Source organism: Romboutsia lituseburensis, assembly GCF_024723825.1.
GTDB lineage: Bacteria > Bacillota > Clostridia > Peptostreptococcales > Peptostreptococcaceae > Romboutsia_F > Romboutsia_F lituseburensis_A.
The window spans coordinates 175,545-192,125 of record NZ_JANQBQ010000001.1; the positions used below are offsets into that span (position 1 = coordinate 175,545).

The 16,581-nt window shown below is 27.6% G+C and carries 13 protein-coding genes; 12 read left to right on the forward strand and 1 reads right to left on the reverse strand.

All coding sequences use genetic code 11. From position 1 onward, the window contains the following. Positions 1 to 68: 68 nt before the first annotated feature. The 4 genes from gcvPA (at position 69) to NWE74_RS00910 (ending at position 5,717) form a co-directional block, all read left to right on the forward strand. Positions 69 to 2,594 (forward strand): aminomethyl-transferring glycine dehydrogenase subunit GcvPA, encoded by a 2,526-nt coding sequence (gene gcvPA, locus NWE74_RS19180; protein ID WP_330666260.1) that lies wholly within the window; start codon positions 69 to 71, stop codon positions 2,592 to 2,594. A 1-nt stretch (position 2,595) separates the two neighbouring features. After that, the gene (gene gcvPB / locus NWE74_RS00900; RefSeq protein ID WP_258241362.1) at positions 2,596 to 4,053 is read left to right on the forward strand and encodes an aminomethyl-transferring glycine dehydrogenase subunit GcvPB; all 1,458 of its coding nucleotides are present in this window, start codon (positions 2,596 to 2,598) and stop codon (positions 4,051 to 4,053) included. Positions 4,054 to 4,237: 184 nt separating this feature from the next. After that, the gene (locus NWE74_RS00905) at positions 4,238 to 4,714 is read left to right on the forward strand and encodes a C-GCAxxG-C-C family protein (RefSeq protein WP_258241363.1); all 477 of its coding nucleotides are present in this window, start codon (positions 4,238 to 4,240) and stop codon (positions 4,712 to 4,714) included. Between the two features lie 22 nt (positions 4,715 to 4,736). Continuing rightward, the gene (locus NWE74_RS00910; protein ID WP_258241364.1) at positions 4,737 to 5,717 is read left to right on the forward strand and encodes a TDT family transporter; all 981 of its coding nucleotides are present in this window, start codon (positions 4,737 to 4,739) and stop codon (positions 5,715 to 5,717) included. Positions 5,718 to 5,765: 48 nt separating this feature from the next. Here NWE74_RS00910 and NWE74_RS00915 read toward each other — a convergent pair whose 3' ends face one another. Next, positions 5,766 to 6,722: a calcium/sodium antiporter gene (locus NWE74_RS00915; protein ID WP_258241365.1), complete on the reverse strand. Its 957-nt coding sequence runs from the start codon at positions 6,720 to 6,722 to the stop codon at positions 5,766 to 5,768. Positions 6,723 to 6,993: 271 nt separating this feature from the next. Between NWE74_RS00915 and NWE74_RS00920 the strand changes: the two genes are divergently transcribed. The 8 genes from NWE74_RS00920 to iadA all read left to right on the forward strand — a co-directional run bounded on the left by NWE74_RS00920 (position 6,994) and on the right by iadA (position 16,560). Beyond that, on the forward strand, positions 6,994 to 8,517 hold the full coding sequence (locus NWE74_RS00920; protein WP_258241366.1) for a YceG family protein: 1,524 nt from the start codon (positions 6,994 to 6,996) through the stop codon (positions 8,515 to 8,517). Between the two features lie 23 nt (positions 8,518 to 8,540). After that, on the forward strand, positions 8,541 to 9,623 hold the full coding sequence (locus tag NWE74_RS00925) for a toxic anion resistance protein (protein WP_258241367.1): 1,083 nt from the start codon (positions 8,541 to 8,543) through the stop codon (positions 9,621 to 9,623). Between the two features lie 29 nt (positions 9,624 to 9,652). Further along, the gene (locus NWE74_RS00930) at positions 9,653 to 10,252 is read left to right on the forward strand and encodes a TerD family protein (RefSeq protein WP_258241368.1); all 600 of its coding nucleotides are present in this window, start codon (positions 9,653 to 9,655) and stop codon (positions 10,250 to 10,252) included. A 28-nt stretch (positions 10,253 to 10,280) separates the two neighbouring features. Then, positions 10,281 to 10,862 carry a TerD family protein gene (locus tag NWE74_RS00935; protein ID WP_258241369.1) on the forward strand — a complete coding sequence of 194 codons (582 nt, stop codon included), beginning with the start codon at positions 10,281 to 10,283 and terminating at the stop codon, positions 10,860 to 10,862. A gap of 12 nt (positions 10,863 to 10,874) precedes the next feature. Continuing rightward, complete coding sequence (locus NWE74_RS00940) at positions 10,875 to 11,462, forward strand: TerD family protein (RefSeq protein ID WP_258241370.1); 588 nt, start codon at positions 10,875 to 10,877, stop codon at positions 11,460 to 11,462. Between the two features lie 94 nt (positions 11,463 to 11,556). After that, the gene (locus NWE74_RS00945) at positions 11,557 to 13,641 is read left to right on the forward strand and encodes a sigma-54 interaction domain-containing protein (RefSeq protein ID WP_258241371.1); all 2,085 of its coding nucleotides are present in this window, start codon (positions 11,557 to 11,559) and stop codon (positions 13,639 to 13,641) included. 311 nt (positions 13,642 to 13,952) lie between these two features. Beyond that, complete coding sequence (gene nhaC / locus NWE74_RS00950; RefSeq protein WP_258241372.1) at positions 13,953 to 15,395, forward strand: Na+/H+ antiporter NhaC; 1,443 nt, start codon at positions 13,953 to 13,955, stop codon at positions 15,393 to 15,395. 22 nt (positions 15,396 to 15,417) lie between these two features. Next, positions 15,418 to 16,560: a beta-aspartyl-peptidase gene (iadA, locus tag NWE74_RS00955; RefSeq protein ID WP_258241373.1), complete on the forward strand. Its 1,143-nt coding sequence runs from the start codon at positions 15,418 to 15,420 to the stop codon at positions 16,558 to 16,560. Positions 16,561 to 16,581 lie beyond the last annotated feature (21 nt).

The window sequence follows — 16,581 nt, forward strand, 5'->3', positions numbered from 1 at the left end:
GTTGTGTTTGTATGTCCTTTTTTTTAATGGGAAAATAAAAGATTATATAAGTAAGTGGGGGTATTTCGATGAGTGAGTCAGTATGTATGGTAGAATTAAAAAGAACTAGTTTATATGAAAAACATAAAGAAATGGGTGCTAAGTTTTTAGAATTTGGAGGCTGGGATATGCCTCTTGAATATGAAGGTATGATTAAGGAACATGAAGCTGTAAGAAAGAGTGCTGGAATATTTGATGTTTCTCATATGGGAGAAGTAATTATAGAAGGAAATGAAAGTGAAAAGTTTATACAAAACTTAGTAACAAATAATATAGAAAATATGAAAGACGAAGAAATTATTTATACACTAATGTGTTATGAAAATGGTGGAGTTGTAGATGACTTATTAGTATATAAATTTAATAATGAGAAGTTTTTATTAGTTATAAATGCAGGAAATATAGAAAAAGACTTTGATTGGATGATAAAAAATAAAGAAAATTATGATATAGATATAAAAAATATATCAAAAGAAATATCTCAATTAGCAATACAAGGACCAAAAGCTCAAGAAATACTTCAAAATATTGCAGATATAAATTTAGATAAAATTAAGTTTTTTAATTTTAAATCAGAGATAAATATTTTAGGCATGAAATGCATTGTATCTAGAACTGGATATACAGGCGAAGATGGATTTGAAATTTATTGTAAAAATGAAGATGTAAATAAAATATGGAGTGAATTATTAAATATAGGTAAAGGGAACTTAAAACCAATAGGCCTTGGAGCTAGAGATACTCTAAGATTTGAAGCATGTCTACCTCTATATGGAAATGAAATAAATGAAAATATATCTCCTTTAGAAGCGGGACTTTCATTCTTTGTAAAATTAAATAAAAATAAATTCATAGGTAAAAAAAGCTTAGAGTCACAAAAAGAAAGTTCAGTTAAAAGAAAATTAATAGGATTTGAAGTTTTAGGAAAAGGAATAGCTAGACATGGATATGATGTACTAGCAAATAATGAGGTAATAGGATATGTAACAACAGGATATTCTTCACCTACTTTAAATAAAGTTATAGGTCTTGCACTTATAGACTCAAAATATTCACAATTAGATAATGAAATAGAAATAGCAATAAGAAAGAAAAGAGTGAAAGCTACTATTATAAAAACACCATTTTATAAAAAGCAATATAAAAATATAGAAAAATATAATTTAAATAAAGATGATAATAAAATTCAAAATGACAATCAGATAAATCAATTCTCATATATACCAACTACAAGCGAAGATAAAAAAATAATGTTAGCTAGTATAGGATTAAGTTCAGTAGATGAATTATTTCTAGATATACCGAGTGAACTAAGATTAAATAGAAGCCTAAACTTAGAAAGTGCTAAAAGTGAAATAGAAGTAAGTAAATGTATAAATAAATTAGCAAATAAAAATAAAAACTTAAATAATTTAACGTGTTTCCTTGGAGCCGGAGCGTACGATCATTATATTCCATCAATTATAAATCATATAACTTCAAGAAGTGAATTTTATACAGCCTATACACCATATCAAGCGGAAATAAGTCAAGGTACATTACAAGTAATATTTGAATTTCAATCAATGATAGCAGAACTTACAAAAATGGAAATAGCTAATGCATCTATGTATGATGGAGCAACAGCAGCGGTAGAAGCTTGTTTAATGGCTGTAGGTCAAACTAAACGTAAAAAAATTATTGTACCTAAGACTGTTAACCCAGAATGTAGAAAAGTATTACAAACTTATATGCAATTTAATAAATGTGAAATAGTTGAAGTGGATTTTTGTAATGAATATGGGATTACAGATATTAATAAATTAAGAGAAAACGTAAATAAAGACACAGCTTGTGTTTTAATACAAAATCCTAACTTCTTTGGGATAATAGAAGAAATGGAACAAATAGAAGAAATAGTTCATAAAAATAAAGCTCTCCTTATTATGAGTGTTGATCCTATATCTTTAGGAATACTAAAATCTCCAGGTGAAATAGGTGCGGACATCGTAGTTGGTGAAGCTCAGTCATTAGGTAATCCTCTAAACTTTGGTGGACCATATGTTGGATTTATGGCAACGAAATCTAAATACACAAGAAAAATGCCAGGGAGAATAGTAGGAGAAACTATAGATAGTGATGGAAATAGAGCCTATGTATTAACTTTACAAACTAGAGAGCAACATGTAAGAAGAGAAAAAGCAACATCTAATATTTGCTCAAACCAAGCTTTAAATGCATTAACAGCATCAATTTATATGGCTGTAATGGGAAAAGAGGGATTTAAAGAAGTATCAAGTCAATGTATTAAAAAATCACATTATGCATACAATCAATTGATATCAAGTGAAAAATTTAAACCTGTATTTAAAGGAAAATTCTTTAAAGAATTTTTGTTAAAGTCAGTAGACAATATAGATGAAGTTAATGATAAGTTATTAGAAAATAATATATTAGGTGGATATAACGTAGAAAATGAATATTCAGATTTAAAAAATACAACATTACTTTGTGTTACAGAAAAAAGAACTAAGCAAGAAATTGATAAGTTAGTTGAAGTTATGGAGGGAATGTAAAATGATAGAGTACAATAAAACATTAATAGAGATATCTAAAATTAGTAGAAAAGCATACTCACTTCCTAAGCTTGATATAGAAGATATTAATATAAGTGATTTAATAGAAGAAAAAAATTTAAGAAAAGAAAAACTAAATTTACCTGAGGCTAGTGAGTTAGATATAGCAAGACATTATACTCTACTTTCAAATAAAAACTTTGGAGTAGATACGGGATTTTATCCATTAGGATCATGCACTATGAAATATAACCCTAAAATAAATGAAGATATGGCTAATAATACATCATTTACAAATATTCATCCATATCAATCAACTAACACAGTACAAGGATCCTTAGAATTAATGTACAATTTATCAAAATCTTTAGGTGAAATAACAGGAATGGATGAAGTAACCCTACAACCAGCAGCGGGATCTCATGGAGAATTTACAGGCCTTATGATGATAAAGGCTTATCATGAAAATAGAGGAGATTTTAAAAGAACCAAAGTTATAGTTCCAGACTCATCTCATGGAACAAATCCGGCAAGTGCTTCTATGGCAGGATTTAAAATAGTCCAAATAGAATCAGATAAAAATGGAGCAGTTGATATAGAAAAATTAAAAGAAGCTTTAGATGAAGAAGTAGCTGCATTAATGCTTACAAACCCAAGTACTCTTGGATTATTTGAAAAAAATATTAAAGAGATTGCAGGCTTAGTCCATAATATAGGAGGGCTTTTATATTATGATGGAGCAAATATGAATGCAATTATGGGTATAACACGACCTGGCGATATGGGGTTTGATGTGGTTCATTTAAATCTCCATAAAACATTTTCAACTCCTCATGGAGGTGGAGGACCTGGGAGTGGACCAGTAGGAGTAAAAAAAGAATTAATACCATTTTTACCAGTGCCTATAGTTGAAAGAAATGAAGATGAATATGTATTAAATTATAATAAACCTAAATCAATAGGAAAAGTTAAAAACTTCTATGGAAATTTTGGTGTATTAGTAAAAGCATACACTTATATATTAACTATGGGAAAAGAAGGATTAAAAGAAGCTAGTCAAGTTGCAGTTTTAAATGCTAATTATTTAAAAGAAAAGTTAAAAGAATATTATTACTTGCCAATAGATACAGTATGTAAACACGAGTTTGTCCTAGGGGGAATATGCAAAGGCCATAGTGAAGTTAAAACTATGGATATAGCAAAAAGATTATTAGATTATGGATACCATCCACCTACAGTATATTTCCCTTTAATAATAAATGAAGCAATTATGATAGAACCAACAGAAACAGAAAATTTAGAAACTTTAAATGGATTTATAGATACAATGGCACAAATATCAAAAGAGGCTAAGTCAAATCCTGAAATAGTTAAAACTGCCCCACATAATACTGTTGTAAAAAGAGTAGATGAAGCTATGGCAGTAAAATCGCCAATACTTACTTGGCATAATAAATAAGCTATAAATATACAAAATTAAGATAAATTCCTAGAGCCCAAGAGAAATCTTGGGTATTTTTTTATTAACATATAAATAAAATCTATAACATAACTTATATACATTTGAAATATCTATTTTACATGGGCATATTTTTTACGATAAAATAGTTCAGTAAATTATATGAGTAGATGGGAGAAGTAATATGATAAAAGAAGCAAACAAAGAAGAGGCTAAAATTAAAAAAATAGAAGAGGTAAGAAGTATAGCAGAAGGGTACTTTATAAGAGGAGAATTTTTTTGTTCAGAAGCTGTTGTAAAAACTATTAATGATTTATTAGGTAAACCATTTGATGATGACGTAACAAAATTAGCATCTGGATTCCCAATAGGAATAGGAAAATCAGGTTGTGTATGTGGAGCAGTAAGTGGAGGAGTTATGGCTTTAGGAATGTCATATGGTAGATGCCATGGTGAAGCTATGCATGAAGAAATGTTTACACATTCTGCTGATTTACACAATCATATAAAAGGGATATATAAAAGTACTTGTTGCAGAGTTATGGTTAAAGACTATGAATTCCAATCTCCTGAAAGAAAAGCACACTGTGTAAAAATAACTGGTGAAGTTGCTGCATTTATAGCAGAAAAGCTAATAGATAACAATAAAATAGAATTATAAATATTATTAAAGGAATTATATTATGACTATATCAAATAAAGAAAACCTGAAACAAAAATTAGAAAATATACCAATAGCTATAGTAGCTATATCACTTGGATTTATGAGTATATCAACTGCACTTGTCGATTTTAATATTTCATGGGTTAGACATTTTGCAGTATTATTTGCAATTATATGTATAGTACTTATAATGTTAAAATATATAGTATATCCTAAAAAAGTTTTAGAAGAAATCAAGCATCCTATCTTAGGAAGTATTTATCCAACTATTTCTATGACATTAATGGTTATATCCGTTTATATGATTCAATTTAATAAATTGTTAGGTCAAGGGTTATGGATATTTGGACTTATATTACATATTTTAATTTCTATGTTATTTTTTATAGAAAGATTTAAAGGTTTTAAAATAATAGATTTAATTCCAAGTTGGTTTATCCCAACCGTTGGAATAGGAATTGCAGCTGTCACTAGCAAACCGATGCAATTGCTTATAATCTCTAAATTAGTATTTTATTATTCATTGTTTATGTTTATAGTTGTTGGCATATTAATGCTTTATAGATTAACTTTTATGGGAAAATTAGAAGGCCCTAAAAGACCAACCTTAATGATAATTGCAGCACCAGCTAGCATATGTTTAGCAGGATATATAGCAATATCTGGTACACCAAATAAAATGTTTCTAAATGTTTTAGCCATGTTAGCATATATAACAACATTCGTAGGATATATATTAATTCCTAAATTAATAAAAGTAAAACAACTACCTGCACTAGCACCACTAACATTCCCTTTAGCTATAGGTGTTATAGCTAGCCAAAGATATTTAAAATATCTAGGAAAAGTAGAATCTTCAATGCAAGGTTTGGCTAGAATTATTTTATATGTTCAATTAATTATTGCTATAGCAGTTATTGGATATGTAGTGTTTAGAACAATACAATTTTTAATAAATACTTTCAAATCTAAAAAAGAATTAATTACTCAAGTTAATTAACTATAATGAGATAATAAAAAAGAGACTATATTTATAGTCTCTTTTTTATTATCTCATTATAGTGTATGTCATATATGCAAAGTACAATGCGATTAATACAAATCCATGTTTTTTTACTAAAGAATTGTCCTTTTTCATAAATAGATATAAAAGAATAGTTATAAATACCATAAAGATTATATCAATAAGAGCTAATGCACTTATAGTTATAGGATTTATAGTAGTGGCTAAACCTAGGACTAGTAATATGTTGAAAAGGTTAGATCCGATAACATTTCCTATAGCTATTTCGGTTTCCCCTTTTTTAATTGCAACAATAGAAGTAACGAATTCTGGTAAAGAAGTACCTATAGCTACTATCGTTAAACCAACTAAGTTAGCGCTCATACCGAATGATGTAGCAATAGTAGTTGCAGAGTTAACAACCATATCTCCACCTACAACTATACCTACTATACCTATTAAACTAATTATAATAGTCTTAGGCATTGATATTTCTTCAGCAACAGAAGTCTCAACTGCAACAGCTGTCTCACCTTCAACTATATATTCCTTAGAACTTGCTGTTTTAGCTGATTTAACTGTATATATTAAGAAGTAAGCAAATACAGCTAAGAATAAAATACCTTCTATTCTACTTATATTTAAATTAACTCCAAATAATAGTAACATCGCACTTACAAGTATTAAAAAAGGAGCATCTTTTTTAATAGTATTTTTTTCAACTGGTAGTTTAGCTATTACAGATGAAACTCCTAAAACCATAAGTATATTGAAAAAGTTAGAGCCAACAACATTAGCAACGCTCATATCATTTTGTCCAGCTAAAGAAGATGTAATACTTACTGCAGCTTCAGGAGCACTAGTCCCCATAGCTACTATTGTAAGACCTATAACCATAGCTGGAACGTTAAATTTTCTTGCAATAGATGCAGCACCCTCAACAAATATATCTGCACCCTTTATAAGAAAAATAAAACCAATTATTAATAAAACAAATGCCATAATATTCCTCCTAATAAATATCAAATTGTGTATATTATATAAGTTTGAGTATACCATCATAAATGTTTATTTGCAAATCATTAAAATAAATAATAGTTGTATTTTGAGAATGATTTAATTTGTAAAAATGTAATTATTGCTAAAATAGTACATTTTAAGATTAAAAAGAAAAGGTTACAATGATTAAACTTAAAGTTATAAATTTTATGATATAATTAAAATAGCAAAACTTGTAGTTTAAAAATACAATTATGCAGAAAGGGGATTTCTAGTGGAGGTAAGTTTTAAATATGTCATTAGTACCATGTTTAAAAATAAAAATAGTTCTTATTTTTATAGATTTATAGGTATAAAAGACAAACAAGAGTATGATAATGAGTTAAAAACTCTACAATTAAAATGTAGTGAAATAGAAAATAAAGTAATTATATTTGATAATGAGATTCCTTTAAGTGGAGAGATGGAACTTATACAATATATATATAATGAACTTCAAACTATGAATTTAAATGATATAGTGAATCAAGATATAACAATATTTGATAATTATGAAATAAACAATAAGTTTTTGCTAGCATTACAATATGTAGTTGATTTATCTATAAGAATTGAAAATTTCTTCAATGATAATGTAAGAAATAATTTTATAACTAAGATTATAGTGTGGACATATATGTATCTAAAAGATATTTCATTTGATGGAGATATTAACCCAAAATGTGTATATTATGGAAGTATAAGTAGACATGAAATATATTTTTTAATGCTTCTTAATAAAATGGAGATAGATGTTGTATATATAAATCCATTAAAAGAAGAATATTTTGATGAAATTGATATATATAATGTGAGTACATGTATAAAAGAAATACAAATTGATGTACTAGAAACTTTTGAAGAAAGATGTAAAAGAGGAAAATTAACAGAAAATGTAGAAACAATAACTAAGCAAATTCAAAGTGAAATTCATGAAGAGCTTTTTGTAAATACGGGAATATTTAAACCATGGCAATTTAGAAGCGGGTTTACTAAAAGTGTACTCCTTGATACTATCTTAGAAGATATATATATATATTACAATGAACCAGCAAAGCTAAGAGAAGGCTTTGAAGTAGAAGGTAAAAATGTTAAAATTCCATGCTTCTTTAAAAAAATTGATGGAGAACACTTAGAGAAATTTGAATACCAAAAATTAGTTAGATACTGTATTGAATCATCATCAAATACTCTGTTTTTCAATAATGGAAACATTTCAAATGATATAGATGTAAGTGGAGAAATGTTTGAATTAATGTTTTGCCAACTAAGTGATGGAACATTTGATATAGAAGAAGTTAAGAAATTAGATATTTACAAATTTAAAAAGTATAGTTATGAAACACAAAACTTTTTACTAAATAAGTTTAATGAAGTCATAAAAAGAAAAGATTTATATATAAATAAATTGAGTAAAGACGATGTACTTAAACTATTAGTATTAGTATTATCTTTAAAGGAGGAAATAGTAAGGCTTGTTGATAATTTTGACTTTGTAGATAGAGTTCCAAAAATTGTTATATATTTAAATAATGAAGATACTATAAATGATAATATGAAGTTATTAATAGGATATCTTCATAATATAGGAATAGATATTATAATATTTAATCCATCAGGACTTTGTAATATATCAAATGTTATAAATAGTGAAAGATTTAATTCAACAAGGCTTCAAAATATAAATTATAAATCAAATTATAAGTCATTAATAAGAGCAAACACTAAACAAAGTGTTTTTTCAAAATTATTTAAATAAAGTCATGTAGGAGAAGAAATATAATGAATGAATTTAATGAATTTGGTAATGAATTAGAAATTATTGAACAAAGTGATTTGTACAAGCAAAATTTAAGACAAATGAGAGAAGTTCAAGATTTAACTAACGAGATTGAAGTACAAAATATAAACTCAATAATTCAATTTGGACAAAAAGCTAGTGAAAATATATCAAAAATATCAGATGAGTTACTAGCATCTATTAAAGAAGTAAAAGCTGAAGAGGCTAGTGAAATGTTACTTAGCCTTACTAAGATAATGGATAAATTTGATATAAAAGAATTTGATAATCAAAAACAGCCAGGATTATTAACAAAACTATTCAAAACGGCAGGAGATACAATAGCTAAACTATTCCAAAAATATGATACTATGGGATATGAAATAGAAAAAGTATATATTTTATTGAAGAAATATGAAAGCGAAATAAAAGAGGCAAATGTAAAGCTTAAAAAGTTATATGATGGAAATTTAGAGTATTACAAACAACTAGAAAAATATATTGTTGCTGGTGAATTAGCTGCTGAAGAAGTTGATATGTATATAAGTCAATTTTCAAATGATATGACTATGAATATAGATGAAAAGCAAATGATGGTTCAAAAACTTGAGGTTTGTAAAGAAATGTTACAACAGCGTTTATATGATTTGAAGGTGGCTGAAAATATTGCTATTCAAGCAGCTCCAATGATACAAACTATACAAATGTCAAACTTTAACTTGCTTAGAAAGATAAATACATCATTTATAATAACGCTACCAATATTTAAGCAGTGCTTAGCACAGGCAATAATATTAAAAAGACAAGAAATACAAGCTAAGTCATTAAAGCAATTAGATGACAAAACTAATGAGCTTATAATGAGAAATGCACAATCTACTGCAAGACAATCAGTAGATATTGCTAAAATGGCTTCAGGAAGCGTTGTAGCTATAGAGACATTAGAAAAATCATATCAAACAATTATGAAAGGTATAGAAGACACTAAAGCTATACAAGAACAAAATAAATCAAAACGTGTTGAAAATACTATGAAACTAGAACAAATAAAATCGACTATGAAAAGAAATATAAGTGGAATATAAAATAATTATATGAATAGGAGAGATTAGTTATGGCAATAAATTTAGGGAGAAGTAACAATACTGTAAATGCACTAAATTTACAAAAAAATGATATACTTGATTTAACAAAGAAAAACCCAGGTCTTGAGAAAGTAGTGTTAGGAGCAGGATGGGATGTAGCAACTATTGGTCAAGATTTTGATTTAGATATTGCTGCGTTTTTATTAAACTCAAATGGAAAAGTGGCACAAGTTCCTAATGATGTAATATTTTTTAATAATAAACTTAGTGATGGAATATGCTTAGAGGGTGACAATAGAACTGGTGCAGGAGATGGCGATGATGAAAGAATTCAAATAGATTTAAGCCAAATAAGAAGTGATGTACAAAAAATAGTATTCATGGTTACTATACATGAAGCTCAATCAAGAAGACAAACATTTGGTATGGTAAATAATTCTTATGTAAGACTATTAGATGTTAAAAATAATGAAAAAGAAATTTGTAGATTTAATTTAAAAGAAAATGGTTCTACAGTAACATCTGTAGTATTTGCAGAACTTTATAAAGATGGATATGACTGGTACTTTAAAGCAATTGGAGATGGCAAAATAGCAGACTTAAATGGGATGCTAGGACTATATATGTAATAAAATTTAGACGTAAAGGGGAAATATAATGAGTTTATTAAATTTACAAAAAAATGACATACTAGATTTAACAAAAAAAGATCCTTCTTTAAATAATATAGTATTATCAGCAGGATGGGATGTTGTTAAAAAAGGTTTCTTTAGTTTTGGATCAGCAGATATGGATTTAGATTTATCAGCACTTTTATTAAATGAAGATGGAAAATTAATAGGAGAAGAAGGTATAATATACTTTAATAACCAAAGAGGTAGAGGTATATTTTTACATGGAGATAATAGAACTGGCGAAGGTGATGGGGATGATGAAAAAATATCAATCACATTAAGTAATTTACCAGAAAACTGTAAAAAGGTTATGTTTAGTGTAAACATATATCAAGCAAAAGAAAGAAGACAAGATTTTTCAAAAGTTAAAAATGCTTATGTAAGAATTTTAAATAGCGATAAAGGGAATATAGAAATCTGTAGATACAACTTAAGTGAAGACGGGCAAAGTGCTACATCTTTAATATTTGCAGAACTTTATAAAACAGGATCTGACTGGAACTTTAGAGCTGTTGGAGAACTTTTACAAGGCAATTTAACTACATTAATAAATAAATATAAATAAGAGGTGGATAAAATGGGTATAAATTTAGGTGGACAAGCTCCAATATTAAACTTACAAAAAAATGATATATTAGATTTAACAAAAAGAAATCCAGGACTTAAAAAGGTTACATTAGGTGCAGGATGGGATATATCAAATGGTGGTGTTGATTTTGATATAGATATAGCTGCATTTATGCTAGATGCTAATAATAAATTTAACACTGTATCAAATATAATATTCTTTAATAATAAACAAGGTCAAGGTGTATCTTTATCAGGTGATAATAGAACTGGTGCTGGTGAAGGCGATGATGAAACTATAAACATAGATTTAGATGCAATAAGCCCTGTAATACAAAAGATAGTGTTTGTTGTTACTATACATGAAGCTCAAGCTAGGAGACAAACATTTGGAATGGTAAACAATTCTTATGTAAGATTATTAGATACAGCAAATAATAATAGAGAGTTATGTAGATTCAATTTAAAAGATGATGGTTCTACAGCTACATCAGTACTATTTGCAGAGCTTTATAGAGATATGGGTGAATGGCAATTTAAAGCTGTTGGAGAAGGAAAAATAGCTGACTTAAATGGAGTACTTGCTTTATTTAGTTAATTAAATATAAAAATAGGAGTTAGAATTTTATAATCTAACTCCTATTTTTTAGTATTAAATATCTAGTTAAAATATTAATAATAGGAGTGACAATATGAAAAAGACCACCATTATAAGTCTAGGTAATGAAACTGGCAATTCTTTGAAATTTCAGCTAGAAAATATATTAAAAGAAAATATAAGTATCAATTGTTATTCAATACATAGTTTGCCTTATACTATAGAATGTGATTTAATAGTTTTTTCTAGTAAAGAAGTTGCAAATATAGTTTTATGCAAAAGAACCATTGAACAAAAATATGTAATAGTAAGGCGTGTTATACAATATGAACTTATAGATAAGTTATTTGAATTAGATAATAATACAAATGTACTTTTAGTAAATGATACAAAGGAAACCTGTGAAATAGCTATAAAGCAACTAATAGGTCATGGAGTAGAACACTTAATTTACCATTCTTATTACCCAGGAATAGAAAGTTATAAAAATGTGGAGATTGCAGTAACACCAGGAGAAGAAGCTTTAATGCCTAAAGGTATAAAAAAAGTAATAAACATAGGAACTAGAGAACTTGATATTGTAAGCATAATGGAGATTATTATAAATTTAGGAGATTTAGAAGTTTATGCTGATTTATTGTCTTCATACTTTTTTAGAAAAATAGTAACCCAGTACAAAAAATATATAAATTTAGCTAATAAAAGTAGTAAACTAACTTCTATATTAAGTGATATATTAGATAATAGTATAGAAGGGATAATATACACAAATAGAAATGATGAAGTACTAGTGCATAATAAAGTAGCAAGAGAAATTCTTGGGCTAAGTGAAAATATTACTGGTAAAAATATTTATTTAGTATGCCCATATGTAAAAAATGATCTAATAACTATAAATGATAATGAAGTATTTGTATCAACTAAAAAGATATATTCAAATAATGAATTAATGGGATATATGATAATATTAGAAACAGATTCTGTCATAGAGAAGCTAGATGAAGAACGAAGAAGAAAAAGAAAACAAAATAAAAATAATGTTAAATATACATTTAATGACATGATTGGAAATAATGAAAAAGTACTAAAAATAATAAACTTATCTAAAAAAATATCCAAAACTAATTCAACTATTCTTATTCAAGGAGAAAGTGGTACAGGTAAAGAAATCTTAGCTCAGTCCATCCATAATGAATCCGATAGATGTAATCATCCTTTTGTTGCTATAAATTTCTCAGCTTTATCAGATAGTTTGCTAGAAAGTGAGTTATTTGGGTATGAAGAAGGTGCATTTACAGGTGCTAAAAAAGGCGGAAAAGTTGGACTTTTTAAAAAAGCACATAAAGGAACTATATTTTTAGATGAAATTGGAGATGCTCCATATCATTTTCAAACAAGGCTTTTAAGAGTTTTACAAGAAAGGGAAATAACTCCAGTAGGGAGTAGTGAATCTATTCCTATAGATGTAAGAATTATAGCTGCTACCAATAAGGATTTAGTTGAAGAAGTCAGAAATAAAAATTTCAGAGAAGATTTATTTTATAGAATTAATGTAATGCCATTGTATACTATAAGTCTAAGAGATAGAAAAGATGATATTGAAATTCTTATAAAATACTATTTAAGAAAATTAAAGGTATTTACAACTATAGAAGATTTTGCTCAAAAAAAAGTATTAGACTTTTTTGGAAAATACAACTGGCCAGGTAATATAAGAGAACTTGTAAATGTAGTGGAGTACTTAGTAAATATAAAAGAAGATAATGCTAAAATTACATTAGAAGATTTGCCTAAATATATGATTAGAAATTTTGAAAATGACTTTGAAAATAATAATAAGATAAAATTTTTAGATAATAAAGATTATACTTTAATAAGTGAAAATAGTATTAATCAAGCTAAAATAAATACTTTATTAGAAAATAATTATAGTTTAGATAAAATAAGCGATTTAAGTGAAGATGAAATATGGGTGTTAAAAAAAATGTATTTAAATGAAGGTATTGGACGAAGGTCTTTATGTAAAATATCATTAGAAGAAAATTTAAATTTAGGTGAAGGTAAAATTAGAGGGATTTTAAATAAATTAAGGGATAAAGGATATATAGAAATTAACAAGGGGTTAAAAGGGACAAAAATTTTAGATAAAGGGATAAGAAATATTGAGAACGGGATATAAAAGGGTTGATATTGTAAAATATTAACCCTTTTGTTGTACAAAGAGATAATCAAAAAACGTATAAAAATATTAAAAATTCTGAAAAAACACTTAATAAAATAAATATAAACGATATATTGATTAAATAAAAGAAAGTATAAGTATAAAAAATAAAAGTTGGCATGTATATTGCTTATATATTAATACATAAAAATATTAAGTATTTTAGCTAATATAAAAATATTATATATAAAATAAAAACTAAAATATGAAAAAACTTTAAAGATTAAATTTTAAAATGTAAAAATTCTATTAAATATGGAGGAGAAAATATGAGCAAAAAAATATTAGAAAGAAAAAAGCCAACAGTATTGCAAGCAATAATACCAATAGTTTTTATGATAGTATCACTCGCTGTAGGGTATGGTTACTTAAAGATGAAAATAGAACCAATTATGATTATATCAGCATTTTTTGCAGCTATGATAGCATTAAGACTTGGATATACATGGGATGAAATGCAAAGATCAATTATTGATAAAATTACTAGTGCACTTCCAGCAACATTAATTCTTTGGAGTGTAGGTTTTTTAATAGGTTCATTAATGTTCGCAGGAACAGTTCCAATGATAATTTATTATGGAATACAGTTAATAAGCCCGAAGTTTATATTAGTTACAGCGTTTTTAGCATCAGCGATTTTATCAGTAGTTACAGGGACTTCATGGGGAGCAGCTGGAACGATAGGTGTTGCTATGATGGGTATCGCAGGAGGTCTTGGGGTATCACTTCCAGCAACAGCAGGAGCAGTAGTGGCTGGTGCATTCTTTGGAGATAAATTATCACCTTTATCAGATACCACAAACTTAGCACCCATGGCAGCAGGAAGTGACTTATATGATCATATAAAACATATGTTATACACAACTGTACCAGCAGCAATCGTTTCATTATTAGTTTATTTATTTGTAGGATTTAAAGCAAGTGGAGATATGGTAACTCCAGAATTAGTAATGGTTATGATGGATCAATTAGACTCAATGTTTAATTTTAATATAATATTAATATTACCAATAGTACTTGTAATTTTAGGATCTGTTAAAAAGTGGCCAACTATTCCAACTATGTTAGGAACAAGTATAGTAACTGTTGTATTAGGAGTTGTTGTACAAGGATTTAACCCAGTAGATGGATTTACATCTTTAGTAAGTGGATTTACTATATCAATGACGGGATTTGGAGGAGACGTATATCCAGAAGTATTAAAACTTGTTGAAAGAGGAGGAGTAGTTTCAGTTACGAGTACTACTGTATTAATATTCTGTGCTATGGGATTTGCAGGAATAGTAAGTGTATCAGGAATGTTGGACGTAGTATTAGAATTATTAATGTCAAAAGTAAAGTCAACTTTTGGAATAATACTTTCAACTATAGTTTCCTGCTTTACAGTAGCATTTGTTACAGGGAGTTCATACTTATCAATACTTATACCAGGTGAATTGTTTAAAGATGTTTATCCTAAGAAAGGATTACATCCAAAGAATCTTTCTAGAACATTAGAAGACTCAGGAACGGTAATTGTACCTCTTATACCATGGTCAGCTGCAGGTGCTTATATGGCATCAACTCTTGGTGTAAGTACAATTGAATATTTACCATGGGCGATTCTTAATTATACTGGTATAATATTTGCAATAATTTTAGCTGCAACAGGTTTTGGAATAGCCAAAACGGATATAAAAGAAGAAATTGATGAAAATGTAGTAAATCAGTAAATACTTAAAAGGAGTAACAGTTATGATACTAATAAAAAATGTAGAAGTTTATTCGCCTACTTATTTAGGAAGGAAAGATGTACTTATATGTGGAGAGAAAATATCTTTAATAGAAGAAAATATAGAATTTAAAAATGAAAAAATAAAAATAATTGATGGAAGCCTAAAAAAATTAGTACCAGGATTTATAGACCAGCATGTCCATATAACAGGTGGAGGGGGAGAAGGCAGTTTTAGAACAAGAGTGCCTGAAATCATGCTTAGTAAATTAACAAAGTCTGGAATTACGACTGTAATTGGACTTCTAGGAACAGATGGAACAACTAGAAGTGTTGAAAACTTAGTTGCAAAAGCAAAAGCATTAAAAGAAGAAGGTGTTAGTGTTTATGTACACACTGGATCTTATGAATATCCTACTGTTACATTAACTAATTCAGTAAGAAGAGATATTGTATTTATAGATGAAGTGATAGGATGCAAGATAGCATTATCTGATCATAGATCATCAACTATTACAAATGAAGAATTACAAAGAGTAGCATCCGATGTTAGGTCAGCTGGAATGATTAGTGGAAAAGCTGGTATACTTGTAGTACATATGGGCGATGGAGAAAAAGGGCTAGGTCCTATAATTGAAAGTTTAGATAATAGTGAAATACCTGCTAGAACTATAAGACCTACTCATGTAAATAGAAATGAAAAGTTATTATTACAAAGTTTTGATTTTGCAAAAAGAGGTGGTATCATAGATTTAACATGCGGAATTTATGATAAATTAAGTCCTAAAAGAGTTATAAAATTGGCTTTAGAAAATGGTGTAAATCCAGAAAATATAACGATAAGTTCTGATGGATATGGAAGTTGGTCTAATTATGATGAGTATGGAAATTTAGTTAAAATAGGCGTATCTAGTGTTGAGGCACTTTACAAAGAATTTAAAGCTATGATTTCAAATGAGAATATGAATATAGAAGATGCACTTAAGTATGTAACTTCAAATGTTGCTAAGGCCTTAGATATTTACCCTAAAAAGGGTGCTATATGTGAAAACTCTGATGGAGATGTTATATTATTGGATGAAAATTTAGATATAGATACAGTTATAGCAAAAGGTAAAGTAATGGTTGAAAATAAAGAAGTATTAGTATTTGGGACATATGAATAAGAGATAATTACATAGTAAAGT